Consider the following 26,603-nt stretch of genomic DNA (forward strand, 5'->3'; position numbering starts at 1 on the left):
GGTGCGGTCTGAAATTAAAGCCAAAACAAAAAATATAGATAAATGAGCTGTACAGTAAAGCGGTCTTAATTCAGGGCTTCCGGCGCTAAAGCCATTATGAATATATTAACGGGAAAGAAGAACCCCAGCGGAAAGCTACCTGTGACCATTGTGAAAAACTAGGTCAGATTCCTATGTATAACAGCAGACTACCGCTCTATGTTGAAAATAATTCCTCTATTTCCATAACCGTTTACTAGGAGTGAGAAAATGAAAGTAGATAAAATTCATCATTTTTCTGATAAAGGTAACTCTTGTATTATTAATACGCCACGGCCCCCGAGGCATTGGTACAATTATTTGTGGAGCGAGCAAGGATATTGCACACAAGTTTCCCAAATTGGGCATGGCCGAAGCTATTATATCAATTCAAAAGCAGACATGTGTATGATCAATAATCAGGATGCCAAATACCTGTACTTGCGCGATGATGACGCCAATGTGTACTGGAATATAGGGGAAGGCCCATTAAATGAAGAAGTCGAGGATTTCTCATGTGAGCACAATATTGGATATTCCATTCTCCAATCACAAAAGAACGGCGTCCATGCTTCCTGGAAGCTTTTGGTCCCGCATGAAGGCTATAACGAGGTATGGGTAGTCAAGGTCAGGAATAATACGGATAAAGTTAAGAATATCAGCGTATTCTCTACCGTGAGCTTTGAGCTTGAAGGCTTTAATTACCCGCGGTATTACGAAATGTACAGGAGCTGTGAAACCTTCTTTGATGAGAGGCTGAATGGTATTTACTGCCAGTCCAATCATCCCTTCGCGCCCCATAACAGATATAACGGTTATATCGCCTGCTCGGATACCGTCCACGCCTTTGATGGCAATCTTGGTGAGTTTCTGGGGGAGTTGGGGTCGTATACCAGATTGGATGCCATGCCGGCACCGTTGTTCCAGCGGCCTGACGTTGTAGTTAAGGGGAAAGATTGCACAAATTCTCTAACAACGCTTGTTAACCTCGGTGGGGTCTTGCAGAACAAGCTGGTACTGGCAGCTGGTGAAGAGAAGGAGCTGTATTATGTGCTGGGCGTCAGTGAATCGTTGGAAGAAGCGGTTCAAACGATGGAGCAATACAGCAACAGGGACCGTATCGAACAAGCACTACTGGAAACAAAGGAGCACCAGAAGTGCAAATACGCTGGCCTCCATATTGTTACGCCTCATGAGAAGTTGAACGTGCTTATGAACGAATGGGTGAAAAAACAGATTGACTTCTGCATAGTCGGCAAGAAGGGGGTTCGGGATAATCTTCAGATTGCCGTAGCCCTTCTAAATTACAGACAGGAAAGGGCCAAGGAGGAAATTATAGAATGCTTGCGGCATCAGTTTAAGGCAGGACATGCTGTGCTGACTTGGTATCCATATGATGCTACCCGTTACTCAGACCAGCCGTTCTGGATTATCTGGGCGGTGTGTGAGTTGATTAAAGAAACCGGAGATTATTCTCTTCTGGATATGGAGATCGAATATCAGGATGAAGGCTCGGCAACGATGCTGGAGCATGTAAAGGCTGCAGTCAACCGGTTGATTGAAGATAAAGGGAAACATGGCCTGGTGCGGATTTTCTTCGCGGATTGGAACGATGCCTTGAATATTACAACGGACCCGGATGCGGAATCTGTCATGCTATCCCAGCAGTTTTGTTATGCCCTGAAAGAGTTGTCAGCGTTGATCCGGCGATTGGGCGACACAGGTTATGCTGGGTACTTGGATGAACAGTACCATATCCTCCGCAATGCGATTAACGAAATGGCTTGGGACGGAAGCTGGTATATGCGCGCTCTTAGCAAAGAAGAGAATATCGGCTCCAAAGACAGCAAGGGGAGCACAATCTATATTAACGCACAATCGTGGGCCGTACTAGCTGATATTCCGGATGAAGAGAAGCTGCCCAAGGTGCTGGATTCCATGGACAGCATGGAGCATGATTTTGGTTTCCCGATCAATATGCCTCCCTATACGGAATATTCTCCCCATGTAGGCAGAATGGCCGGCATGCTTCCCGGGCTATTCGAGAACGGCGGAGTTTACTGCCACGCAACCGGTTTCAAAATTATGGCGGATTGCAAGGCAGGCAGGGGAGTAGAAGCCCTACGTACATTGCTGAAGATCATTCCAGACAGCGAAGCGAATCCATCCACACAATCTGGAGCGGAGCCGTATGTCTTCACTAATTGTTATTCAATTCACCCCAAATATTATGGGAAGTCCTACCAATCATGGACAACCGGAACCTCGGCATGGGGACTCATGTCCCTCTTGGAGGGAATTATGGGGATCAAGCGGGATTATGATGGTCTCCGGATTGACCCTTGCTTCCCGGCAGATTGGGAGGAAGCCCAGGTATTTAGGGAGTTCCGTGGCACACGTTATGATATTACCATCCGGAACTCATCACGGTTGTCTGAAGGACAACCCGAGATACAGGTGGATGGAAGCCTTATCAATGGAAATCTGCTGCCTCTCTTTCAGGATGATCGGACCCATTCTGTAGAAGTTGTTCTTAAGCCCAAACCTTCGAACACAAAAGTCGTCATATGAATAACGGAAAGTCGTTGTGGGATCTGCGGCCTAAAGGTTTGGCTATCGATGTGGTGAAAGGTAGATTTGAAAATTTGTAGAGGAGTTGACAGCATGATTGGTACTTGGAGTTTTCTGCACCAAACGCCTCAATCCACGATTAAAATGCAATTTATCATTGAAAAGAAAGAAACTTATGTATTATCAGTTGTTCTGGAACCGTTTCCGTTTCCAATCGAAATCACTGCGTTGACTGTAGAAGGCAACATGCTTCAGGCCAAGGGAGTATCATCATTTGTACCAAATGAAACGCTTGAATTTGAACTGACATTTAATGATGAAGAGTTTCAGGGCAGGATCAAGATTCCCTTCCAGGAAGCATTCTTCGTAAAAGGTGTGAAAGGGCCTGGCCCATCGCTCGCGGATACGCTCATTTCCGAAATCGCTCCTTATCGGAAGCATGATGTAAAGCAACGCGACGATACAGAGATTTACCTATCCGTTGAAGCTCTTCTCAGCAAGATGTCCATTACTGATAAGATTGGTCAAATGAGTCAGTGTATGTCTACAAACCTTTCGCTTGGATCAGAGCTTGCGTCTGACACACCGGAAAAACTGGTTGCAGAAGGCCGGGCTGGTTCAGTTCTGTCGGCCGTAACGGGTCGCAGAGTGTTCGAACTCCAAAAAATAGCGGTGGAGCAATCCCCGCATAGTATTCCGTTGCTATTTAATTTTGACGTTATACATGGGTTTCAGACGGTATTTCCCGTGCCGCTTGCTTGGTCCTGCAGTTGGGACTTGGAATCTATCAGGGAAGCTTGTGCGATTGCCGCAAAAGAGGCTACCGCCAGCGGTATCACATATAACCATGGACCGATGGTCGATGTTACGAGAGACCCGCGTTGGGGTCGCGTCGTAGAGGGCGCAGGCGAAGATCCTTATCTGGGAAGTCTAATCGCCAAAGCTCAAGTAGAAGGCTATCAAGGTAACAGTTTACACGATCCTGATACACTCATTGCTTGTTTAAAGCATTTTATTGCATACGGAGCTGCCGAGGCAGGAAGAGATTACAATACGGTAGATATTTCGGAAGGTACCTTGCGGAATGTTTACTTACCGCCCTTCAAGGCGGGGATTGAATCGGGCGCCGGGTCGGTGATGAATGCCTTTAATACGTACCAGGGGGTTCCTGTGGCAGGAAACCGCTACCTCCTTAACGATGTACTGAGAGGAGAGCTGGGCTTTGACGGTATATTGATTTCCGACTACGGCTCCATTGACGAAATCGTCGCTCATGGGTACGCAAGGGATAGCAAAGAAGCAGCAAAAAAGGCTCTTGATGCAACGTTGGATATTGAGATGGTGACTCGTTCTTATGATCATTTACATGAATTGATCGAACAGGGACTCGTTACGGAAGAACAATTGGACCAAGCGGTACGTCGGATTTTGACTTTTAAGTATAAGATCGGCATTATGGATGACCCGTTCCGTTATGTACGCCCGGAAATAGAAAAGGAATCTCACTTCCATCCGAGTCATCTGACAGCGAGTCGAAGTCTGGCGCAGAAATCCATCGTTTTGTTGAAAAATAACGGCTTGCTCCCGATTACAAGCAAGGAACGAAAGATAGCTGTAATTGGTCCATTCAGTGATAGCAAGGATCTGCTGGGACCGTGGCAGTGGTCCCGATATGCGAATGAAACCGTTACGCTCTGGCAAGGGATTGAAGAACAGGGAGTACCGGCGGTAGATCTTTTGCTCGAAGAAGGATGCAAGGTTGAGGAAGCGATTGTAGGAGGACTGGAGCGGGCAGCTTCTGCGGCGGAACAAGCCGACATCGTTATTCTTGCCCTTGGTGAGAACAGTGAAATGTCTGGCGAGGCTGCATCCCGCATGGATATTACGCTGCCGAAGGCTCAACAAGAACTAGCGGAGGCAGTTGTTAAGGCAGGCAAACCGACCGTATTGGTTCTAACAAATGGACGTCCTCTTGTGCTGGATTGGTTTGAGCATCATATGGACGCCATCGTGGAGACATGGTTCCTTGGATCTCAAGCCGGGCATGCCATAGCAGATGTGCTCTTTGGCAATTATAATCCGTCCGGCAAACTAACGATGAGTTTCCCCGCTCATGCCGGACAAGTACCAGTATACTACAATCACTTTAGCACTGGGAGGCCTGTAACGGAAAGCAATAAGCATTTAAAGTTCTTTTCCAAGTATATAGATGGTTCTAATGATCCCCTGTATCCTTTTGGTTACGGGCTAAGCTATACGACGTTCGAGTATTCGGCAATTTGGTTATCCCAATCGCAGATGAATGCTTCAGAGACAATTACTGCCAACGTGACGATTACCAATACAGGTATGATACAGGGAGAGGAGACCGTCCAGTTGTACATTCAGGACCTTCATGGCAGTGTGGTCCGTCCAGTGAAGGAGCTTAAGGGGTTCCAAAAGGTGACATTAGCCGCAGGCGAAGCACAAGAAATCCGCTTCACCATCGCCGAAGCGGATTTGGCTTTTTGGAATTCGGATCGAAAATATGAGGCCGAACCGGGGAAGTTCAAGGTTTATATCGGATCGAGTTCTCGCGATGTGAAAGAAGCGTCATTCGAACTTCTGCCTTAAACGAGTTCTGGTATTGGAAAGGTCCTTCTCTACGATGCTGCTGGGTCCGATCCTGTGGAAGGATTAGCGAAGTAGAGAGGGAGTTCTGATTGTTTCAGCTGGTCCATTTTTACATTGGGGAAGGGTAGTGACTTCCTTGTTAACATTCATATACCGCTGTTTATAAATTTGTTCAAAGATAGCGAAGCAGGAAATGTGCCGATAGAAGCCTATAACACTTAATTATTTTATAAAGCGCTCGCTATGAGTCTTATGTAACACAGTTGCAATATTTCCAGTTAATTCAGTCCTCGATTTTGTATTTGACTATTGAGTGGAGTACATTTATCGGCCAAGATCAAAATATATTCTGTTTAAGATGAGGAAGAGAAGTGAATTGTTAACGCATCCATTTGAAGTGCCAGAGTCAAAAAAAATACGTCTTATTATTAACACTGATGCTAAGAATGAGGCAGACGATCAGTATGCGATCGTTCATGCTTTGTTGACGCCTCGATTTAATCTGAAAGGGATCATTGCTGCACATTTTGGTGAAAGACGGACAACGGCTTCAATGCAGGAGAGCTATGACGAAATCATTAACTTGCTTGACTTGATGAATATGAATGATGAGGTGCCGGTGTTCAAAGGGACAGAAAGATCGATACCCAATGAGAACACTCCTACGATGTCTGAGGGAGCTGAACTCATTATTCGTGAGGCCATGTTGGACGATCGACAGCCCCTCTATGTTATTTTTCTTGGAGCAATCACAGATTTGGCTTCAGCGTACCTGGCTTGTCCGGAGATTGCAGGCAGGTTTACTGCCGTTTGGATTGGAGGCGGACCTTGGCCTAACGGTGATTTTGAGTTTAACTTAAGTAATGACATTGCTGCAGCGAATGTGGTTTTTCGTTCCAATATCCCACTTTGGGTAATTCCATGCAATGTTTATTCGACCATTCGAGTAAGTATTGCAGAACTTGCTGTCAAAGTTAAGCCTTATGGTAAGATCGGAGCGTATTTATTCGAGCAGTTGGTAGAATTCAATCATCGCATTTGCTTGACAGAGGACTGGCCGAAAGGAGAAAGATGGTGTCTTGGCGATTCCCCAGCTGTCAGTGTATTACTTGACGATCATGAGTTCTTTTACGAAATGAAGCCTGCACCACGAATCACCAGTGATATGCGGTACGTTCATGACCAGTCAGAGCGTCTGGTTCGTTGGTACAATCATATCGATTCAAGGTTTACCTTAGAGGATATGTATGCAAAATTGCAGCTCCATTACGGGTGAAATGATACCCACTACAGCCACTATCCAGAAGGAGATCAACATCAAATCAAATATAATGTGGGTGATTTTCATTACGAGTACTATGATGATATATGGGACCATCTGGTAAAGTGGTTACTGCTTTTGAGGTCTATCTCCTTGTGTTTTGTTATTTGTTAGAAAATTTATAAGTAATTTTTAATTCAAAATTACTCTGAAAAAGCAATCTTTTCAGAAGGTCACTACATTCTTCCTTTAAACGCCGTAAAGAGGTTAATGGCAGAAATTGATTCGCTACTTTAGATCGAACAGTTGATTTTTTTCGTGAAGTTCGTGATGGGATGATCACCTTAACAGTAATCAGCCTCGGACATTTAGGGCAGATAACGTACTTGCGTGGTCACCGATCAGTCAATCAGCTTAGGAGATGACATCATGGGGAAGAAGCTTAAGGGGCATGGACTATTTGAATGCCCGCGATTTATGTTGCCAGAGCACGCTACTTGTATCAGCGTCGATCTGCGAGTGTTTAATTCGTTTGGAGATATTCGGATTAGTGGTGATAACTCTAAATACTTCTCACAGGGAAATTAAGATTGCTGCGAGGTGAACATGATTTTCTTTGGAACAGACTGGAGGAAATGATATCAGCAAGTAAAAATAGTCTCTCTATTTAAACCGCAATTAAGATCATAACCTGACAAGCAGGCGATCTATCGTTTCCATCGGATGCTTATTGATTCGCTTCATAAATTGGCTGACATGAAGCTTAATTTTATAGAATTTCTCGAAAAAGACGTTGTTAACTACATCGGCTTTCGCTTCCGCGCGGGCGTACGTCTGCGGTCTCGGATTGTACGAGATGCAGATTAACGGCATGAAGGCCGGCGACGAATATTTCACCCCGCACTTCAACGCCTACCACAAGTGGCTGCAGTACCAGACGTACGACGTTACGGAGTTGCTGCGCGAGGGCGATAACCGGGTGGAGGTCAGCCTCGGCAACGGGTTATACAAAAGCCGCTTCGGGTTCGATGGTCATTCCAAGGAGTTATATGGCAACGAGTTCGCGCTCTGTGCGAGATTTGGGTGACGCACGCCGACGGAACGTCGGAAGTCCTGAAGTCCGATACGGAATGGACGGCGCTTTGGTATAAAGTTCGAGACGCTTCGGTAAGGGATTTTGCCTCTTACTATCCCATGGATGCGAGCATGCTCGACGAGCTGGATGTGAAATTAAAGGCACTGCGCTAAGGTAACTTCTCATTCCATTTGCGGTTTGCAGCAATGATTCTAAGCGTTTTGCGGGATGTTTCCTCTGTGGGAACATCCTTTTTCTTTCCAATGATTTGCTACACTTTGAAAATAGGACTGACTGGAAAAACAGAAAGTCGTCATATGAATAACTGAAAGTCAAAATCTATTGAAGATTTATCAAAAAGCACTTCAACTATATTTGAAATGACGGCGCTTGCATAGAACAACCGCATTTTAAGGTCCTTAATGAAGGGGCTTACAGATGAAAAACATGAATTGAAAGGGGACTATCTATGATTAAACACATTTTTCCAGATGATTTTCTATAGGGAGGGGCAAAATGTTGAGGGGACCTGGAATCAGGACGGTAAAGGCTTGAATTTTGCTGACGTTATGACTGCCGGGCGCATAGCACTCCAAAGGAAATTTCAAATAATACCAAGCTTATTTTGTTGATACGACATAAAACGACAAACTATTTCGTTCATATTAGGTATAATTTACTGCATTCATAGTTAAAATGATCTACTTTTTTAACCATATTAATGTTAGGAGAATATTTATGTATATATCAAGTATTTCCATAGAAAACTTTCGAAACTTTAAAATTAATACTACTATAAACTTTAATGAGGGTATGAATGTAATTATAGGTCATAATAATTCTGGAAAATCTAACTTGCTTAAAGCTCTTGAATTAGTTCTCAGTGTAGGATCATCCAAAAAGCTGAGTGTGGATGATTTTAACAAGGAAGTTACAATCAATGATCTCAAAAAAAATTCTCCTAAGGTAACCATTTCATTAATTTTTACTGAATCCAAAAATGAGGAGGAATTTTCAGAGGATTTAGTAACAGTATCGAACTGGCTTATCCAGCTTAAAAAACCATACCAAGCAAAATTGACTTACTTATTCTATTTACCAGAAAAAGAGGAAGAAGATTATATCAATGCAATGAAAAATGTAAGTTCTAAAAACATAGAAGACTATTGGCTCATTATTAAGCATAAATTTTTAAGGAAATATAAGTCAAGTATTTACGGTGGTGATGCTTTATTGAAGCAGGCTGCTGAAAATGAGTCTCTAAAAAAAATTGATTTTCAGTTCATTGATGCAATTCGTGACGTAGAACGTGATTTATATACTGGAAAAAACACTCTTTTGAGAGAAGTTATTGATTTTTTTATGGATTATGAAATAAAGAATAATGATCAAAAAGGCATAAATAGAAAAACACAAGAAGAAGAAATTGAAAAATTAAAAAAAGATTTTTCTGTTAATGCAGCTGCTCTTATAAAAACACTACAAGATCGTATGGAGCATGGTAAGAAAGAGATGTTAAGTTACGCTCATGATACTGGAGCCTCTTTTGGAAACGCTGTGCCTGATTTTGATGGGAATATTTTGGATTCAGAATTATATTCTGCACTTAGATTAATTGTAAAATACGAAACTGGTATAACTATACCGGCCACTCATAATGGCTTAGGCTATAATAATCTTATTTTTATGTCTTTATTACTTTCTAAGATGCAAAAAGATGCATCTGGTGATTATTTAGGAAGCAATGCGAAGACATTTCCTATTTTAGTAATTGAAGAGCCTGAAGCTCATTTACATCCAGCTATGCAATATAAATTTTTAAAATTTCTTAGGGAAAACGGCAAAAGTAAAGCTAGACAAATTTTCATAACGACTCATTCACCTAATATTACTTCAGCTGTCTCTTTAGATGAAATTATGTGTTTTCATCGAACTGATAAGAATCAACTTAACATAGCATATCTGGGGAGAATTTTTGATAATGACCCAAAGGGTAAAGCCTATGTTGAGAGATTTCTTGATACCACTAAATCTGATATGCTGTTTGCAAAATCTATAATCTTTGTTGAAGGATTGGCAGAACAATTAACTATGTCTTTATTTGCGAAATATCTTGGTTACGATTTAGAAGGTGACCATGTTGCAGTAATCAATGTTAATGGGAGATACTTTGATCATTTTCTAAAGCTTTTTAATACTAGTCAAAAATTCACTTTGCATAAAAAGGTCGCTTGTATTACTGACTTAGATCCAGTTAGAATTGCTGAAATACAAAATTCAAAAGATGACTCAGATAAAACTAATTTAGATAAGGATACAAAATGCTACCCTTTCGAAATGTATACAGAGCCAATTTATTATACTTATTTTCCATGTACTAATCAGTTAGTGTACCAAATACAGCCTTATAATATCCGTTGTTTCTCCCAAAAAATCAATCAAGGTAAAACCTTCGAATATTCATTGTGCTATGAGAATCCCGGTAATTTTTTGATTCTTACTAAAAATATGACTAACTATAAAGAACTTGTTGATTTATTTGAACTTTATAATAATAGGGAATCATTCGAGTCTATTTTAGAACGAATGGGAAAAAAGGGGGGATTTCACACTAGAATCACCGATAGTATTGCTAAGTATAACCACGACGATAAAAAGGAGCATGTTCTAGCTGCTAGATACCTTAGCTCGATCAGTAAGGGAGAGAACGCATATGAGCTTGCCTTCAATTTGGAGCAAAACTTAGAAGATGTTGATAAGAAACCATTTCATGTTCCACAATATATAAAGGATGCGATCGTATGGATTTCAAAATGATAACTGCTGACTCTGCAATTCCAATTGAAACTCACTTTAAAGTCATAGCTGGACCTGGGGCGGGTAAAACACGATTTTTAATCAACCATATTCAGCATATATTACATAAGTCCGAGCGCTTAGGACGAAATAAGAAGATGGCTTGTATTACCTATACTAATATTGGTGTTGAAACTATTCTAAAGAGACTTTCCAATGAACATGATCACGTTGAAGTATGTACTATCCATAGTTTTTTATTTCTGCATGTAGTAAGACCTTTTATACCTCTAATCAGCAGGAAACATAAAATTGATATTGATAAACTTAAAGGCCCTTCTGATCATTTAATATCAGGATTCTTTAAAAAAACTTCTGCTTTGGAGAGACAATACAAACTATCCAACGTCGATGTGGTGAAACATTTATTTTGGTCCATTGATAATGATAATGAATGTAAACTTCACATCAAGGGTCGAAAAGTTGATATGCATAATAGCCTGTATAGATACAAGCAGATGTTTTGGGAAAAAGGAATTCTCCATTACGATGATGTACTAGCTTTTGCTTGGGAAATAATGCATGACTATCCTGATGTTTTGAGAGTAATTCGTTCTAAATTTCCATATATCTTCATAGATGAGTTTCAAGATACGAGCCCTTTGCAAACAAGAATAATAAAAAAAATTGCAGAAAAAGAAACTATTGTAGGTGTTATTGGAGATGCAGCTCAATCCATTTATGGTTTTAAGGGCTCTGATGTTAAACAATTTGAAAAATTTAATTTAGAGAATATCTCGTTCTATAAAATGGAATATAACCACAGAAGTACAGAACAAATTATAAATCTTTTAAATACTATTCGTTCTGATATTATTCAAAGAAGTCCGGAAAATAAACAGGGTAATTTACCAACTATTTTAATAGGTCATCCTTTGAAGGCCGTTAAATACATTCATAATTTACTTAATACTGAAGATCTTTACACACTCTCATTTTCCAACATTAAGGCTAACTCTTTGAGGGATAAAATTGATTATGATGACTTTATTACATTCGAGACACTCGAATCTGTTTTTACTGAAAATGATTCAACTAGTGACCGGAGAAAAATCATGATTTCTTTTATTAAAGCAATAGAATATGCACGTTTATTAAATTTTAAAAAAGCTATTCAGGAAATAAGCAGGAGCACCATTGGAATAAGTGACAAAAGAAGAGCATTAGAGATCATTCAGCAGATGTTAGCTGAATATCCTACGTACAAGGACGAACCCATCCAAAAATTGTATGAGAAGATTGTGAGCCTAAATATAGATATACCAGTAATCGCAATAAGGAAAAAACCAACCAAAATAGAGGTCTTTTATAAAAGCAAAAAATATTCAGAACTTGCTTTATTGATTCAAAACCAAGAAAATCATGGGTTCGATCGAACAATTCATCAAGCAAAAGGAAGTGAATTTGAAAATGTACTGGTTAATGTTCTTCCAAATAAGCAAAAATATTCTGAAGAGAGAGAACTCGGTTTCCTTTTAAATCCTGATGTGTCTAATAAAGAAGACCATCGAGTTTATTATGTGGCTGTAAGTAGAGCAAAATCTAATTTGTTTTTCTGCGTGCCAAGTTTGTCGCCAAGTGCAGCAAAAAAACTTAGTGAACTATGTGTTATATTCACGCTCGCTCCATTTAAGAAGGAATAACCCGTTTTGCCTTGGATCTTAGTCGACAGAGCAAATTTCCAAGGAGTGCATTGGTACTTAAGGGAGCGGTCGAGGACTCAGCCGCTCCAAAAAAGTCAAAACAGTCCTCCTTTTATTAATGGTTATGATGGGCATGTGCATCCGGCACACCTGATTCTATAGTGCACAAAATGGATTCATCGTGTCTATGCTGTTCGGACTCGATCTGCAAAGTAGAGTGAGGAATGTTCTTATGCTCCAGCATATGCTCGATACTGTGCAGTAGGGCCTCGGTTTCATACACTGTTTTATTTCCATCAACTACGATATGCGCAGTCAGAGCGTTTAAGTTGCTAGTAATTGACCAAATATGCACATCATGTACGGCTTTCACACCTTCGAACTGCGAAATGGATTGTACGACTTCCTCTACATCAATGTTACGGGGTGTTCCTTCCATAAGCACATGCAGGGAAGGCTTACTAACAAAGTAACCACTGCGAAGGACAAGTACTGCGACAATTACACTAGCAAGTGGGTCTGCCCAACCCCATCCGAAGAACATCATCAGAAGAGCGGCAATAATCGCTCCAGCAGATCCCAGCATATCGCTGAGGACGTGCAGCTAAGCACCTCTCATATTCAGGTTGTGCTCTGTATCGCTACCTCGCATCATAATCCAGGCAACGAGTATATTAATGAACAGGCCAATAATACTGATAACTAGCATCCCTACTGTAGCCACTTCTGGCGGATTTATAAACCGTTCAATCGCTTCGTAAAAAATGTATAAGGCAATCGCAATCAGAGTAATACCGTTTAGCATTGCAGCCAATATTTCAAATCTCCTGTAACCAAAGGTTTTTCCCTTATTGACAGCTTTCTCTCCAAACTTAAACGCGAGCAAAGCGATCGCCAACGCAAGAGAATCCGATAACATATGACCTGCATCCGAGAGCAAAGCTAAACTATTGGTAATAAATCCACCAAAAGCTTCGACCAGCATGTAAGTAGTGATGATAATGAAGGAGATCAGCAAAACTTTTTTGTTGTTGTGTCCATGCCCATGACTATGATCATGTCCTGCCATACATATCCCAGCTTTTTATTTTATTAACACATGAACAACTGTTCATATGTTTTATTGACTTCACTTATATGTGGGGAAAATCTACACTTCAAGTGAAGCATGGCGCAACATCAGTATTTTGTTGCCTTTGAAGTTTTATAAAGCATTAAAGCACTTCCGTATTGAGAAAGTGGTTAATAGGTCTAACGTTGTTTTAGTGTATTTATTTTACGGTGTATATAAAGAGAGGATGTTTTAAACAGCTTTAAGAAGTCGAGTAGGACCGTCGAATTCAAAAAATAGAAACAAGCAATCAGGCTTGTTTATCCACTGATACACTGGTCCATTCAGAACAACCACTCCAATACAGTTAAACACACAGTATAAGTAAGGTTTGAATCGAATAGAAGAACAAATGCGAGGAATTGGAGTAAAGGGACTGATTAAAGAAGATGACCATGACGTAGTAGATGAACTTCTTACCACAGTAAATAAGTTAATCAAATAAAAAATGTTTATGATGCAGATCCAGAGAACAGTTGGTAATGTTCAATATTTTGTCAAGCTGTCAACACAGGAAAATGTCCGTCTGCAATCAGCCAAGGTGAACAGTCGCCGCTAACTTTTGGAGGAGCAATATACACTAAGAAGAACAGTTACTCTGTACAGGTCAGAATAATATGTACAAATTAGATATTGAAATGTAAATAGTGAATAGAAAGGAAGCATTCCTTAAGAAAAGTACGAATGAATTTTACAAATGTTCGTAGCAAAAATTCTTTAAGAAATCAAATTATAATGCGCTATATATAACTATAATTTTTTTTAATCCTACAATTCATGAAATAAAAAGAACTCATTTTTGTTAATGAGTTCTTTTTATTTATGATGCACTCTCTTTTTTCTTTTGTTTGTTTTTCTTAGTTGATGGATTTGAGAGAAGAGTAATGCTCGTTTGAAGAGCTTCCATTAAATCAATAATGTGATGTGACTCATTCTTTTCTGAATCTATTTGGATTACTTCTTGTCCAGAAATTTTAGATTGTATTAACGACTGCATTCGAACTTGCCCGACATTTATAAATTGGGATTCATCGGTTTTAGAAGAGGAGAGGTTCTTTATTAACTGCTGAGCTAACTGTAATTGATCCGAATCTATTTGTGCTTCGCTAGGCAAATTCGGTATACGTTCAGAAGGACGTATTTCATTTGGGTAGTACATGGTAGACAATTGGATAAATGATCCGTTCATTGGTTTAAGTATGCAAAGTTTTGTACTTGATCTTATCGTTATTTTAGCAACTGCTACACGTTTAGTAACTTCCAATGCCTTAATAAAAAGACTGTATGCATCTGTGTAGCTATCTTCTGGACCAAGGTAGTAGACCTTCTGTGTGAACATTAAGTCCACTGATGTCTCTTTAATAAATTGAATAATATTTATTCTTTTTGAATCTTCATGTATTTGCTCCAATTCCTCTTTTTCAAAAATTAAAAACTGGTTGTTATCTAATTTATATCCCTTAATTAAATCTTCTGAACTCAGCTTTTTTTCACAACTTGAACAATAACGTTGATTCTTAACTGTACCATGACACCCTTTATGTAGTAACTGAAGGGAAAATTCTTTCTCCTCTGTAGCTGCATATAACTTTACAGGGATATGTACCAAACCAAATTCGACCGTGCCTTTCCAAATGGTATGCATTTGTAATAACCTCCCGATATTCATAAAGGAGATTATTCCCTTTTCAAATAATAAATAAACCGCTAACCTAATTGGTTGAGCGGTTTATTTATTGTCGAAGATCTGAGAAACCAGCAATTGAATTTTAATTAATTCAGAGCTATTCATATCAAATAATTTTGTATGCAATTGATTTAATAGTTGATCTTTCTTAGTCTTTTCATTCTTTATGTACTTGCTATATAAAAACAAGTCTAAAACTTGAACATCAAGCGCGTTTGCAATCTTCTGCAGGTTTAGTAATGTAATATTTTTTTCTGCCCGCTCTAGACCACCAATATAAGAAAAATGAAACCCTGCCTTCTCACCAAGTTCCTCTTGTGAGAATCCCTTTTTTGTCCTAAGTTCACGGACCCGTTTTCCAACTGCAACCAATATCGGTTCCTTCATTGCTACACCTCAGACTCAGTGTATACAAACTGTGAAGGTGAATACATTAGTGTATATGGGTCAAATGTCTTAAATGATATGTTAACGTATCAATCACAAAAAAATTGTCCATACTTGAATTGAGGTGATGAAATGAGACATAAAAAGAAGGAATTAGGAATTGGAATGGCCGCCGTTACTGGACAAGGATTAAAATTTGCAGGCTTGTGTTACAGTAGCAAAATACTAATGAAATACCAGCATTTTGAGGATGCACAAAAAAACGGAGAGTGGAAGATCCCCGTTCTATTTTTTGAGAAGAATCTCGATATATTAATAATAGTTAATTTTGATTTTGTTGACTTAGCATATGTTATTGATAAAAGAGTTTCAGTAAACGAGCAAGTACTTGATGCTTATTATGAAGCAATTAGAAATCTAAGAGCCCAGTTAAAATTTGCTAAGCAAATGCTTAGGTAAAACCCAAATATTAGATAGTTTTGTTGGCTAATTTAGTAGGCGGTAAATCATGTAAAGTATTATTTAGCAGCGATTGTATCGACGTATCAAGTACTTGTGCAATTTTAAATAGGGTATGAATCTGGACATGGTGTTTGCCACTTTCTATATTGCTAATCGCCGTTCGAGATAGGTCAACAGCTAACCCTAATTGTGTTTGAGTCATCCTCAAAAGTTTTCTTTTACATCTAATGTTAAAACCGATGATTCTGTACAAATCCATTGCGATCGTCTCCCCTCATTTTTCTAACACTTTTCTCTATGAATCTACTTTATTAGTCTATCTAATTTATCGAAATTATATACTGTACAAAAAGATAATAATGAAGTTGGTATAAAAATAAGTGTGAGATCAAAAGAAGATAGTATTCGCTATTTTGTGTTAGGTCTATTTATTTCTCAGATGGAGTAGAGGAAGTTCAAAGTATCTGATATAAACATGACTGAAAAAGTCTTAACCTGTTGAACGATGTCTATAACACTGCCTGCCAAGATAAGCTTCATGATTCGTTTAACAAAATATAATGTACAAATAAACTACTTAAATTTTTAACTTTAGAAAGTCCAAGATTCTAAATTTATGAATGCAACTAAATATTCATGATAAATTGTTAGGAGGTTGCATGAATGAGTATAAAGAATGTATACAAATTCCACTTACAGCTGCTAGAGATTTATGAAAAAAATCAAATCTTACCTAATCCGTATCGCAAAGAAATTAACTATTATTATCGGCAACTCAATTTCTTTTGTGAGAATACGATGCAGAGGATTTTTGTATTGAATCAATTAATAAAAATATATGAAAAATCGAGACATACACAAATTCAATGGTGTTTCCATAAATACTATTCAAACCATTTAGAAGAATAGAATGAAGAATATATCCTGTATTTAAAAGTGGTTCATTTAAAATGTTTATTATTCAGGAATTAGGAAATAAAAGTCTTGAAAGGTGATGATAATGATGTACACACCAAATATCGTACCCCGGAGTTCTAAATACGGTAATAATTATTGGACTTCACTCGGACCTAAAGTGGGGATGAGGGAGGTCACGCTTTATAGTGATCTAGAATTTGACCATTGGATACGAATTGAAACTACGCCAGATGTGGAAACTTATTGTGAACAATATCCTAAAATCAGCTATGTTTTTAATGGTGAGCTACATACAAGTATTTTTGATATGTGGGTTCAGATGAAAAATGGAACTATAAAATGTTGTGAGGTTAAATATGAATCCGAGTTAAATGCTGAAAATCCACGTAACTCTCGAACATTGAAACAAATAGAGGCACAGAAAATTTGGTGCGATAATAATGGAATTTTGCATGAAATTGTTACAGACAAAGATCTAAGAAAGAACTACTTAGAGTTGGAAAATAGATTAAAGATTATCTCTGTCGTGAAAAATAACGCCCAACCTAAATGTACCGAGGAGATCATAAAAATTTTAACTTCTGAGCGGCTAAGCTTAAAAACATTGACTGAGCAGTCCAACATCCCCTTTAAAGATATTCATGATGCATGTATATGGCTTTTTTACAGAGGAATTATTGATGTAAATATTAATGAATGTATTATTTCCACGCAAACGGAGGTGCAGTTGAATGAGTCGAGTGAAAGTTTTTGATAGAGGCGGCTTGTCACAAACTCAAATGGATCGTGACCTTTGGTTTAAAGTAGATGAGACGTTGCTTAACGAAGAGAAAAGAATATTATTTCTAAAGCGAAAAGAAGCAATCGATCTTTATGTAAACAATGAGAAGAGTCTGAAGGAAATCTTTTCATGCACGGGTATCGATCGTAGAAATCTGATACGTTTATATAATCGTTGTATTTCTTACGATGAAAATGCTCTTCCATGGGGGTATAGAGCCCTGATACCGGGAAAAAATATAAAAAAATATGAATTAGACCCACTATCTAAAAAAAGTAATGTATCAAGAAAAACAGGGGAATTCAATTTATTACTTGATAAATATCCACAAATTAGAGATGAAATAGATGACTTGTTTTTTGGTCGAAAAAAAAAGTTAACTGAACCGGTTATGAAACCTAAATACATACATAAAAAATTTGTGGATAGATGCAAAGAAGCAGGTATTCCTAGAAGTTCTTATCCATTTAACACTGATACTTTGGGGTATAGATCGCTATGTAGATACTTAGAGAACCTTAGGGATATTCACTTTGGCAAGGCTGCTTCGCGATTCGGACATGATGCTGAACAAAAAGCTAAAAATTCGGGGGTAGGCCAACAGAATTATCCTCAAAATATAACCCCTTATCAAAAGGTTGAGTTTGATGGCCATAGAATTGACGGCATTTTTGTTATAAAGGTGAAAACATTGGAAGGAGATGACGCAGTTTTAACTTTAGACAGACTTTGGCTATTGAGTTTTACAGACCGCGCAACTCGAAACGTTATTGGAAGACCTCACATTTGTCTTAACAAGGAGTATAACGCAAGTGATGTAATGATCGCTGCCAAAAAAGCGATTATGCCATTTAAGAAAAAGAATTTAACAATAGACGGTCTGTCATATCAGCCAACAGGGGGATACCCATCTGAACAATTTCCTGAGATTGAATGGGCGGTATGGGATGTCATTTATTTTGACAATGCCAAATCTCATCTTGCTCAAATGGTTAGGGAACGCTTAAGCAATTTAATAGGATGTACAACTTGTATTGGTGCAGTTGATAGGCCAATGAGACGTTCTTTCATTGAAAGATTTCATAATACCTTTACTTCCAGTAGTATTCAACGGATGGCAAATACCACCGGAAGTCATCCAAAAGATCCCCGTAGGAAAGATCCTGAAAAAATGGCCATCCGTTATGAAATGACATTTGAACATTTAGAGGAAATCGTCGATGTTGTTATTTCAAATTATAATGGCACTCCACACGGGGCATTGTTTTATAATTCACCACTTGAAGCACTGGATCAAAGACTCAAGAAAGGAATGAAACCCAGATTGTTAAATGAATCAAAGCGTACAGAATTTCTGTTTACACAAGTCGAACAACCTAGAACTATTCGAGGTAGTATTTCCTCGGGAAAGCGTCCTTACATCGAATATATGGGAGTTGAATACCGTAATGAATTACTAGTAAAATCTGCTCATTTAATTGGTACAAAGGTTAATGTACACATAAATGTAGATGATCTTCGTACGATCAGAGTGTTTCTCCCAGATGGTAGTGAGTTTGGAGAGCTCGTTGCGGCTGGTAAATGGTCATTAACACCGCATACTTTACAGATACGAAAAGCCATTAATCTGCTAAAAAAGAATAAACTCATTCATTTTACACAGTGGGACGATCCGATTTTTGTTTACCATGAATATCTAATCGCAAAAGAAACGGAAAAGAAGAAAGGCTCAGGAAATCGAATAGCAAAAGTCCAACAAGTTATTCGACAAGCAGAAGAAGAAAGTAATTCCCCGAATCAAAATAAGTTATTAGCTCAAGAACATAAAAATTTAGCAGAACTAGATAAAGCAAGAGAATTACAAGAAAAGATTCTGGTCCAAAAAACATCAACCTCTACAAAAAGGTACAAAACCATTACTTATTAGAAAGGAGTGCTTAACAATGAAAAGACCAAATATTATACCTGGAACACATCCAATTGAGCAGGGGCAATATGTTCTTCCTACCATTGAGATAACCAGGTTGATGGATAAGATTATTCAGATTATTAAAGATGGTGGGCCGGGAATGATTGTTTATGGTCGCCCCCGTTTAGGGAAGACTAGAGCAACAATGTTCGCTGTTAACTATTTACCATCAGAATTGGAAACCCCGATTCCTGTACTTGTTGCAGACTGCAAAAGCTATAGAGTACCTAGTCCAGAAAAGTTTTTTAGAGACATGTTGTCAGACTTCTCCTTTGGCTTTAATAGTAAAAAAGATGAAATTGTGCTACGCAATCAAATTGTGAATTTGATGCATGAAAAAGCTGAACATTCAAACCTTCGCAGAATTGTTTTGATTATGGATGAAGCTCAAAAAATGACGGAATGGCAATATGATTGCTTAATTGATATCTCTAATCAACTAGTACGTAGGAATATTAGAATGACTACAATATCGATTGGACAAGAACAACTGGTCAATCGGAGATCTTTTTTTCTGGCTAATGAAAAAGCACATATTGTAGGCCGGTTTATGGCATCTGAGTATCGTTTTAAGGGAGTTCAGGCTTCAACCGAGATGGAGTTTGTATTACAGAGCTATGATGAATCCGAGTTTCCGGAAGACAGTGGCTGGTACTACACTAAGTATTACTTTCCCCAGGCTTTTAACTCAGGGAGAAGACTGTCTGAGTTTTCATCTAGTTTGTTCAATCTCTTTTTAGAAATACGGCAAGAGTTCGGCCTCTCCGGTAAGTTTGAAATACCCATGGAGTATATAGCATTTACCGTCGAAAATGCATTGAAAATTAATGGCTCTAACGGTAAAGGTTCCGAATGGCTCTCAATGCATCAGTGGAGAGAAGCAATTAACAGATCTGGTTATATCGAATCTGAAATTTATATGGCCTTGGCCAGAAAGAAGGCTAATTAATGTTCATTGTATGGAGAAAAGAATGGATGAATGAATACGAGTCACCTTGGTCAATATTTGAAAAAGTAAGTTTAGCCAATCATATAAACCGCACTGAAATTCTGAAAACGCTGGGTAATGCAGAAGTAAAAAAGATTAAAAAAAATGTTTTGACTGATTCTAGAAGAGAACTAATTAAATTAAGTGGATTTGATTTAAACACATTGAAACAATATTTGGGAGTAGATTTATCCGTTCTCAACAAATCAGTAATATCAAATCTTCTAAAGCCAGTGGAGTATTATCAAGAACCTATTTCTACTTGGTTTCCTCAATCACTAAATTGGTGTCCAGAATGTATTAAAGGAGGATATCATAGTTGGTTACATCAATTCTCGTTGTTTCATAGTTGCCCGATTCATCAAATTAAACTATTGAGTTCGTGTCCAAAGTGCTTAAATCGGATTCCTTTCCTACTTAGCGATTTAGCACTAAACGAGCCATTTACCTGTAAGTGTGGATTTAAGCTAGCCGATATCGGTAGCACCCCTTGGTCACAATGGAAAATGAAGGTAGAGATAGCGGATGTTCCAGTTTCTAAATGGATAGCACAAGGGAAGAGAGATGATTCTAATCGGTTGCTTTTTTCACCTCTAGTTAGTTCAATCCAACATTTTACTCTGGAACCTAAAATTCAATCTAAGTGTTTTTTTAATGTGAAAGTTACCTCAACTCAAGATTACTCATATAGAGATGAGTTTAAAAATGATTTATATAAGCAAAATTGTAGATGTTTCAAAACTATAGATCATTATGTTAGAAAGAAATTCATCAAAAAACATCTTAAATGTATACTAATGCTTCAAGAACTTAGAAAAAATGAAAATGAAGAGTTTCCTCCCATTTGTCCATTTGCCTATGCATATGTATTCTGGAAGCAAACTTTATTAGGGAGAGAGCATTTTTACAATAACCTAGTTATTTCTAGAAGAAGACCCGGTATAACTGTTGCAACTGAACTTATAGAGGACATCATAGATGACTACAAAAATAGGCTCTTTGCTCATACCAATCTGTCTATATATGATAACAGAGAAATGTTTCACTGGGTAATAAATCGTGTGACATCTGAACTATGTCTCAATTATTTTTACGAATGGCTTAAAATAGCGGTGGAAGGAGCCGAACAAATTAGTGTTCCGAATCGAGATAAATTAGATATTATGTTACAGAATAGTATTCCTAGAGCAATTCTTAAACACAACTCTGATGTGAGTCAGAAACAAAAGATCGAAATCATTCTTCCAAATGTTGATAGAAGAATTAATTTAAATGAATTTAAATGCACGCTAAGTACTAAAACAATGAAGAAATTGTTATTCAAGATGAATTCTTTTAAGCCATTAAGTGTAGCCATGAGAATTTACGAGAATCCAAGTGATGAAAATAAACGAATTGAATCTTACGTTAAGCAATATGTAATGAAGTTAAGAATATAAAAAAACAAACAGATTTAATTCGCCTTTATTAGGCGATTTTTTATTTTTGCTGTAATAATAATCATGAGATATAATTAAAATTATATGGGAAATGATAAAATTATATGGGAAATGAGATAAGATTCTTGTCATTTATGAGATAAAGTTCTTGTCATCCGACAACCGATAAAGCCGCGCTGTTATGCGGTTTTTTTTATAGATATTCACATAATCCGTATTTTGTTCATATGTCAAAGATAGTCAAAGTCTAAAAATATAGACTCTATACTTCTTGCCGGACTTGTCCAACAAGTTTATCCCTTTATTGACAACACTGAAGCATACTTTTCAATCAGTTTCTCAATTGACCTTTGTATTAGCCGACTTTTTCCTTTACGACCTATAGGGAGCAGCAATAAACAAAAAGCTTTCAGTTTTCTCTGGTTTATATCTGGATTCTCTGATCTGGAGATAATTTTCTAAATCCAGTAACGCTTGCTTGCTGAAATACACATATTATTCTTTATTACCTTAGCGTATAACACGAACTAAAGCTTTGTTCATATCCAGATCCTCGATGTTAATACCTGCTACCTCAGATAGTCTAAGACCAATTGTTATTTCATCAATGTATGCAGCCATCAAATATAGTTCGAATGGTCATCTCGTACAGATTTGGATGATCAAAATGCCAAAGATTAACATCATCAAGGCATATTTCGGGCAATGGGATCGAGGTACAAGGATAAGCTGCTATTTGTTGCCCACTCCATACTGTTAATCCCTCTTGTTTCAAAAAAAGTTCAAGTTCCACTTGATTTACATCAATGTTTAAAGCTTCGTGAAGGGTTATGCTTCCTTTTATTGTCCCTGAAGGGGCTGATTGTTCCGAAACTGCCAAGACAGGAACCGCCTCTAAATTGACATAGTTGATTGCCGCTTCTCCGGTGACGACCATTGTGACGTTCCGAATGATGCCCCCATCATCGGCCCAATCAAAGCTGTTGGCTTTGGGCAGGGCTATGTCACTGTTCCGATTATCGACAGCAACGACCAGCAAATTTTCACCCGCTTTTAGGTATGGCGTTACTTCGACGTGGAATGCCGTATAGCCCGAATTTCGATGGCTTCCTGCCTCCACACCGTTAATCCAAATCGTTGCATCCCGATATACCACTTCAAAGTGAAGCCAGACCCGATTACCTGCATGTAAATCCGGAGTCTCGAACCGATATTCATACCAGCCTAATCCCCGATACTCCTCCATATTCGGTCAACATTCCACGTATGCGGCACTCCAACCGCGACGGGAGAAGGAAGACCGGCCACTGGCCAGCCCTCTTGCAACCCAAGGTCTTTGAATCCGTAATGCCCCCCACTTTTGATCAAGGGAAATATTTATTCTTCCAAGTCGTGTCATATGAACCGCTTCTTACTGGATTAATTCCTTATGAATAAGAGCTCCCTGATGATTTGGTTCCAGTGACAGTACCTCGTCGAATCTTTCCTTTGCTTCCCGGTTTCGTTCCAAGCCTAACAGGCCCAGTCCCATCATATACAGACAGTGAACCCGATTGCGCTTGTTCAGATCATCCTCGAATACAAGGAAATCCGGCAACGAAACGGCGAAATAATCGATTTTTACCTCATCGAAAAGATGCTTTTCCGCATAGTCGATCAGCTTATTGAACCGGCGTTTTGCTTCCTTCACATTGCCCAGCTGAAGCCATGCCATACCTTGATAAAGGATCATATCTGGCGGCTGGTCGTTATAGTACATGACGCTGGCAGGTTCCTCCAGCCCTTGCGATGCGACCGACCAGTGATACTCTGCTTCTTCCTTTTGGCCAAGCAATTTGTAGGCGTTGCCAAGATAATAATGAATATTGTTTTCCTGTGCCCCTTCAAGTTTCCCTTCGCCAAGGTTCTCCGGATATTGCAGTGCGCGGCTCAGCAATTCGATCGCTTCTTCGGCGCTTCCCTGATTCAATGCTCGTTTACCCAGCTCCACCAGTGTAAGCACATATTGACCGGTTACCTTCCCTTCTCCGCCTTCCCACGGATGGAACTGTCGATTTAAGAGGGCTTTCAGCGCTTCCTCATGCCTTCCCAGCAGATTAAGCAAAGAGATGTTTTCAATAAACAGATCGTCCCGCTTCTCCACAAGCTCTTTATGCTGCTCCAAACGACATAATCGATCCTTGCTGGACATGCCGATTTTTTTGTATAGCTGATCCAGCTCGTAGAATACCCGAGCATCGGTAGAATTGCAGGCAAAAGCCTGCTCCAAAGAGCGCCGTGCTGCCTCAGGGTCATTTCGTTTGTTGAAATATGCCAGAGCGAGATTGCGGTGTACGGTTGCGTAACGGTCATTCAATGCTACCGATGCTTCCCAATGCTTGATCGCATCTTCCGGGCGCTTCTTGTCGTAGAGCAAATTGCCAAGGTAATAATGTGCTCGATCATCAGTAGGACAGAGCGTCTGGGCGCTTGTCAGAATCTGTAGCTCAAACAGGCTGTTCGGAAAGCAGTAATCCGGTGGTGCGGCCCTTCCCGCCTTGCGCTGCTCAGCGGCTTCTTCACTTCTGCCTTCTTGCTCGTATGCGTAAGCCAGTGCATAATACAACATTGGATACACGTTAGCGCCTTGGCGAGCAATCGCCTGCTCCAGCACAACGCCTGTCTCTGTATACAAGCCGCTTCCTGCATAATCCGAAGCCAGATTCATGCAGTTATGAAAATCGTTACGCATCAAACGCAATAAGTCCTCTAGTGCGGTATCAGCCTTTTCTTTTCTGCCCAGGTCTAGCAGGATAAGGGAACGCTCATAAGCCGTGCCGAAGTCAGCAACGTCAAGCAGCAAAGTCTCGTCGGCAAAAGCAAGTGCTTCGGCCTGACGCCCCAGTTTACGCAGCAGTACATTTTTCAAGTGTCTAGCTTTATAATTACGACTGTTATGGATCAAAGATCGTTCGATCAGTTCCAGTGCCTCGTCGTATGCGCCTTGACCTGCCGCAATCTGTGCCAGGGAGAAATACCCGCTATCCTGCCATGCTGCTGACCACACGGACTTATAGAAAGCGGCGAATGCTTCTTTTTCTTTATTTTGAAGCTTTAGGGCAACCCCGAGATGGTAATAGGCTTCACTATCATAAGGATTCGGGTTTCGCCAAGTCAGAGATTTGACCGCCGTACGGAAATGGGCTTCTGCATCAGCAAACTGTCCTCTACGCAGCAACAGCGTTCCGTATGCGAGATTGATTCGTATATCGGTGCTGTCCCGCTTTAGTCCCTCCAGATAATAAGCTTCAGGTTCGAACGTGGCATGGCGGTATTGTTCAAGATGCAGCCCTGCCAGATACAACTGCTCATTTGTCTTCAGCTCTTCCGGCAAAGGCAGCGGCTTCGCCGCATCCGGTACCTGCTCTATGGACGGTTTGGCAGGACGATACGTAATTAGCGATCGCCCCTTCGCGTCGTATATCGTAACCTGTAGATTGTGAGGCCGATCCTCTTCATCCAGACTAACGACCGTCTTGTATGTGGATAAAGGAGACAGTGTTAGCTTCTCGTGCACGTAAGATCGCTTCTTGCCCTTCAGCTCAACAACCGCATTTTCAAAAACTGAAGTAGCATAAGCCATCACGACTGCTTTGCGGGCATTTTCATCTACTTCAAGATTAACAGCGGCATCAATGGAGGCGTTCTTTACAACCCCAATATTTTTATAAGGCATAAAATATTGCTTGAACGATTTCTCTTCATAGGGCTGTAGCCACGTAAAGTCAGGTTGATTATCTGTATAAACGCCTGTCATCAGCTCGATATATGGTCCATCCTCATCGGTCAGATTGCGGTCCCACGCCTGCCCGAATTGCCCGTTACCCCAAGTCCACTGCTTTTTTCCTGGCGACACATGATGGTTCGCCACATGGAGCAAGCCAGCCTGAACGCTGTGGTCATAGCCGCCAACGAAGTTATAGTCGGACTTGTAGGCCATGTAAGAGGTCGGCACCGGGATGTTCTTGTATCGGGAAATATCGACACCTTCGGAATAGTCCATTTTGTAGTAAGTACCGGTAGCTATAGGAAACCTGGATACATCTCTTTTCCCGTGGTCAAATACAGCAGTGACGTCCGGTGGAAACACGGATTGCGTATGATCGTTCACCGCAACGGCCGGGTTCGCCCACCAGAGAAACGTTTGAGGCTCAGGTGTACGGTTGTAAAGCTGGGCGGAAATTTCAAGGTAAGCTTTCCCGGGATACAGTGTAAAACCGGTCGTTACCTTGGTTCCGTACATCCGGTCGATTTCACTGGCCCATACGGTTGCGCTGCCATCCTCGTTTTGAGTAAAGAGGTGCTCAACGGGACCATATGTGTTCGGCCGGTGATGCTGCGGCCAGTTGAACTCGATTCCCCCGGAAATCCATGGCCCGGCAAGTCCTACCAGCGCTGGCTTGATGACCTGGTTGTAGTACACAAAATCGTAATTGTTTGTTTTATCGAGTGCCCTGTACACTCGGCCGCCAATTTGAGGCATGATTTCAATGCGGACATACTCATTTTCGAGAATCAGCATTTGATATGTCTTGATTTCTATATCATCCAGAATTTTATCAATGACAGGGTGCGGATAGACACGTCCCGAACTGCCTTGATAAACGCGTTTCTCCAGGAACATCGGGTTTTTATCCGGCTCTCCGGTTCCATAGGTCGGGATTTCGATATTCTCTTCCCATACTCGCACTGCCAGGTCAGCGGCTGCTGCGGCTTGTTGGTTACTCATGTTTTCTCCTCCTTTTGTAACTTATCTTCAATTTACTGCTGACAGACCAAAAATCC

General features: G+C 39.8%; 18 protein-coding genes and 1 pseudogene. 13 read left to right on the forward strand and 6 right to left on the reverse strand.

From position 1 onward, the window contains the following. Positions 1–249: 249 nt before the first annotated feature. From ACQ4MX_RS00930 to ACQ4MX_RS00965, 8 genes are all read left to right on the forward strand, one after another. Positions 250–2,589, forward strand: a complete 2,340-nt coding sequence (locus ACQ4MX_RS00930; protein ID WP_431088810.1) for a GH36-type glycosyl hydrolase domain-containing protein — start codon at positions 250–252, stop codon at positions 2,587–2,589. Between the two features lie 93 nt (positions 2,590–2,682). Continuing rightward, the gene (locus tag ACQ4MX_RS00935) at positions 2,683–5,202 is read left to right on the forward strand and encodes a glycoside hydrolase family 3 N-terminal domain-containing protein (RefSeq protein ID WP_431088811.1); all 2,520 of its coding nucleotides are present in this window, start codon (positions 2,683–2,685) and stop codon (positions 5,200–5,202) included. 376 nt (positions 5,203–5,578) lie between these two features. After that, positions 5,579–6,478: a nucleoside hydrolase gene (locus ACQ4MX_RS00940; RefSeq protein ID WP_341062304.1), complete on the forward strand. Its 900-nt coding sequence runs from the start codon at positions 5,579–5,581 to the stop codon at positions 6,476–6,478. A gap of 414 nt (positions 6,479–6,892) precedes the next feature. After that, on the forward strand, positions 6,893–7,051 hold the full coding sequence (locus ACQ4MX_RS00945; RefSeq protein WP_431088813.1) for a hypothetical protein: 159 nt from the start codon (positions 6,893–6,895) through the stop codon (positions 7,049–7,051). Between the two features lie 268 nt (positions 7,052–7,319). After that, positions 7,320–7,550, forward strand: a complete 231-nt coding sequence (locus tag ACQ4MX_RS00950) for an alpha-L-rhamnosidase N-terminal domain-containing protein (protein ID WP_431088814.1) — start codon at positions 7,320–7,322, stop codon at positions 7,548–7,550. Continuing rightward, complete coding sequence (locus tag ACQ4MX_RS00955; protein ID WP_431088815.1) at positions 7,547–7,711, forward strand: hypothetical protein; 165 nt, start codon at positions 7,547–7,549, stop codon at positions 7,709–7,711. The genes ACQ4MX_RS00950 and ACQ4MX_RS00955 overlap by 4 nt, the downstream gene beginning before the upstream one ends. 565 nt (positions 7,712–8,276) lie before the next feature. Continuing rightward, entirely contained in the window at positions 8,277–10,355 is a 2,079-nt protein-coding gene (locus ACQ4MX_RS00960; protein ID WP_431088816.1) for an ATP-dependent nuclease, read from the forward strand. Then, the gene (locus ACQ4MX_RS00965; RefSeq protein ID WP_431088818.1) at positions 10,340–12,037 is read left to right on the forward strand and encodes a UvrD-helicase domain-containing protein; all 1,698 of its coding nucleotides are present in this window, start codon (positions 10,340–10,342) and stop codon (positions 12,035–12,037) included. Before ACQ4MX_RS00960 ends, ACQ4MX_RS00965 begins: the two co-directional genes overlap by 16 nt. Before the next feature lie 115 nt (positions 12,038–12,152). On the opposite strand, the pseudogene ACQ4MX_RS00970 reads toward ACQ4MX_RS00965, so the two are convergent. The 3 genes and pseudogenes from ACQ4MX_RS00970 to ACQ4MX_RS00980 form a co-directional block, all read right to left on the reverse strand. Next, positions 12,153–13,106 (reverse strand): annotated as a pseudogene (locus tag ACQ4MX_RS00970) (cation diffusion facilitator family transporter). An 862-nt stretch (positions 13,107–13,968) separates the two neighbouring features. Continuing rightward, complete coding sequence (locus tag ACQ4MX_RS00975; protein ID WP_431088820.1) at positions 13,969–14,793, reverse strand: Ku protein; 825 nt, start codon at positions 14,791–14,793, stop codon at positions 13,969–13,971. Between the two features lie 84 nt (positions 14,794–14,877). After that, positions 14,878–15,222 carry a helix-turn-helix domain-containing protein gene (locus ACQ4MX_RS00980; RefSeq protein WP_322172211.1) on the reverse strand — a complete coding sequence of 115 codons (345 nt, stop codon included), beginning with the start codon at positions 15,220–15,222 and terminating at the stop codon, positions 14,878–14,880. Positions 15,223–15,354: 132 nt separating this feature from the next. Between ACQ4MX_RS00980 and ACQ4MX_RS00985 the strand changes: the two genes are divergently transcribed. Beyond that, a complete protein-coding gene (locus tag ACQ4MX_RS00985) occupies positions 15,355–15,681 on the forward strand; it encodes a hypothetical protein (protein ID WP_431088822.1) in 327 nt (108 codons plus the stop codon). A gap of 10 nt (positions 15,682–15,691) precedes the next feature. Here the strand turns inward: ACQ4MX_RS00985 and ACQ4MX_RS00990 are convergent, their stop codons facing one another. Further along, positions 15,692–15,943, reverse strand: coding sequence for a helix-turn-helix transcriptional regulator (locus ACQ4MX_RS00990; protein WP_431088823.1), 252 nt, complete (start codon positions 15,941–15,943; stop codon positions 15,692–15,694). Positions 15,944–16,684: 741 nt separating this feature from the next. Between ACQ4MX_RS00990 and ACQ4MX_RS00995 the strand changes: the two genes are divergently transcribed. From ACQ4MX_RS00995 to ACQ4MX_RS01010, 4 genes are read left to right on the forward strand one after another with little or no spacing between them, the layout of a single operon-like run. Next, positions 16,685–17,356: a TnsA endonuclease N-terminal domain-containing protein gene (locus tag ACQ4MX_RS00995; RefSeq protein ID WP_158451769.1), complete on the forward strand. Its 672-nt coding sequence runs from the start codon at positions 16,685–16,687 to the stop codon at positions 17,354–17,356. Further along, positions 17,334–19,310 (forward strand): hypothetical protein, encoded by a 1,977-nt coding sequence (locus ACQ4MX_RS01000; protein ID WP_023988765.1) that lies wholly within the window; start codon positions 17,334–17,336, stop codon positions 19,308–19,310. Before ACQ4MX_RS00995 ends, ACQ4MX_RS01000 begins: the two co-directional genes overlap by 23 nt. Before the next feature lie 16 nt (positions 19,311–19,326). After that, positions 19,327–20,301, forward strand: coding sequence for an ATP-binding protein (locus ACQ4MX_RS01005; protein WP_023988766.1), 975 nt, complete (start codon positions 19,327–19,329; stop codon positions 20,299–20,301). After that, the gene (locus ACQ4MX_RS01010) at positions 20,301–21,779 is read left to right on the forward strand and encodes a TniQ family protein (RefSeq protein ID WP_431088825.1); all 1,479 of its coding nucleotides are present in this window, start codon (positions 20,301–20,303) and stop codon (positions 21,777–21,779) included. The genes ACQ4MX_RS01005 and ACQ4MX_RS01010 overlap by 1 nt, the downstream gene beginning before the upstream one ends. Before the next feature lie 604 nt (positions 21,780–22,383). Here ACQ4MX_RS01010 and ACQ4MX_RS01015 read toward each other — a convergent pair. Together ACQ4MX_RS01015 and ACQ4MX_RS01020 are read right to left on the reverse strand one after the other, a co-directional pair. Continuing rightward, positions 22,384–23,025: a sugar-binding domain-containing protein gene (locus tag ACQ4MX_RS01015; protein WP_431088826.1), complete on the reverse strand. Its 642-nt coding sequence runs from the start codon at positions 23,023–23,025 to the stop codon at positions 22,384–22,386. A gap of 165 nt (positions 23,026–23,190) precedes the next feature. Continuing rightward, positions 23,191–26,547: a DUF5107 domain-containing protein gene (locus tag ACQ4MX_RS01020; protein WP_431088828.1), complete on the reverse strand. Its 3,357-nt coding sequence runs from the start codon at positions 26,545–26,547 to the stop codon at positions 23,191–23,193. Positions 26,548–26,603 lie beyond the last annotated feature (56 nt).

The organism is Paenibacillus sp. 8b26, assembly GCF_050626875.1.
GTDB lineage: Bacteria > Bacillota > Bacilli > Paenibacillales > Paenibacillaceae > Paenibacillus.

Excerpts from the sequence above, each read along its gene's own strand:
- ACQ4MX_RS00930 (WP_431088810.1), top strand. The coding sequence starts at position 250 with ATGAAAGTAGATAAAATTCATCATTTTTCTGATAAAGGTAACTCTTGT.
- ACQ4MX_RS00935 (WP_431088811.1), top strand. The coding sequence starts at position 2,683 with ATGATTGGTACTTGGAGTTTTCTGCACCAAACGCCTCAATCCACGATT.
- ACQ4MX_RS00945 (WP_431088813.1), top strand. The coding sequence starts at position 6,893 with ATGGGGAAGAAGCTTAAGGGGCATGGACTATTTGAATGCCCGCGATTT.
- ACQ4MX_RS00950 (WP_431088814.1), top strand. The coding sequence starts at position 7,320 with ATGCAGATTAACGGCATGAAGGCCGGCGACGAATATTTCACCCCGCAC.
- ACQ4MX_RS00960 (WP_431088816.1), top strand. The coding sequence starts at position 8,277 with ATGTATATATCAAGTATTTCCATAGAAAACTTTCGAAACTTTAAAATT.
- ACQ4MX_RS00965 (WP_431088818.1), top strand. The coding sequence starts at position 10,340 with ATGGATTTCAAAATGATAACTGCTGACTCTGCAATTCCAATTGAAACT.
- ACQ4MX_RS00975 (WP_431088820.1), bottom strand. The coding sequence starts at position 14,793 with ATGCATACCATTTGGAAAGGCACGGTCGAATTTGGTTTGGTACATATC.
- ACQ4MX_RS00980 (WP_322172211.1), bottom strand. The coding sequence starts at position 15,222 with ATGAAGGAACCGATATTGGTTGCAGTTGGAAAACGGGTCCGTGAACTT.
- ACQ4MX_RS00985 (WP_431088822.1), top strand. The coding sequence starts at position 15,355 with ATGAGACATAAAAAGAAGGAATTAGGAATTGGAATGGCCGCCGTTACT.
- ACQ4MX_RS00990 (WP_431088823.1), bottom strand. The coding sequence starts at position 15,943 with ATGGATTTGTACAGAATCATCGGTTTTAACATTAGATGTAAAAGAAAA.
- ACQ4MX_RS00995 (WP_158451769.1), top strand. The coding sequence starts at position 16,685 with ATGATGTACACACCAAATATCGTACCCCGGAGTTCTAAATACGGTAAT.
- ACQ4MX_RS01000 (WP_023988765.1), top strand. The coding sequence starts at position 17,334 with ATGAGTCGAGTGAAAGTTTTTGATAGAGGCGGCTTGTCACAAACTCAA.
- ACQ4MX_RS01005 (WP_023988766.1), top strand. The coding sequence starts at position 19,327 with ATGAAAAGACCAAATATTATACCTGGAACACATCCAATTGAGCAGGGG.
- ACQ4MX_RS01010 (WP_431088825.1), top strand. The coding sequence starts at position 20,301 with ATGTTCATTGTATGGAGAAAAGAATGGATGAATGAATACGAGTCACCT.
- ACQ4MX_RS01015 (WP_431088826.1), bottom strand. The coding sequence starts at position 23,025 with ATGGAGGAGTATCGGGGATTAGGCTGGTATGAATATCGGTTCGAGACT.
- ACQ4MX_RS01020 (WP_431088828.1), bottom strand. The coding sequence starts at position 26,547 with ATGAGTAACCAACAAGCCGCAGCAGCCGCTGACCTGGCAGTGCGAGTA.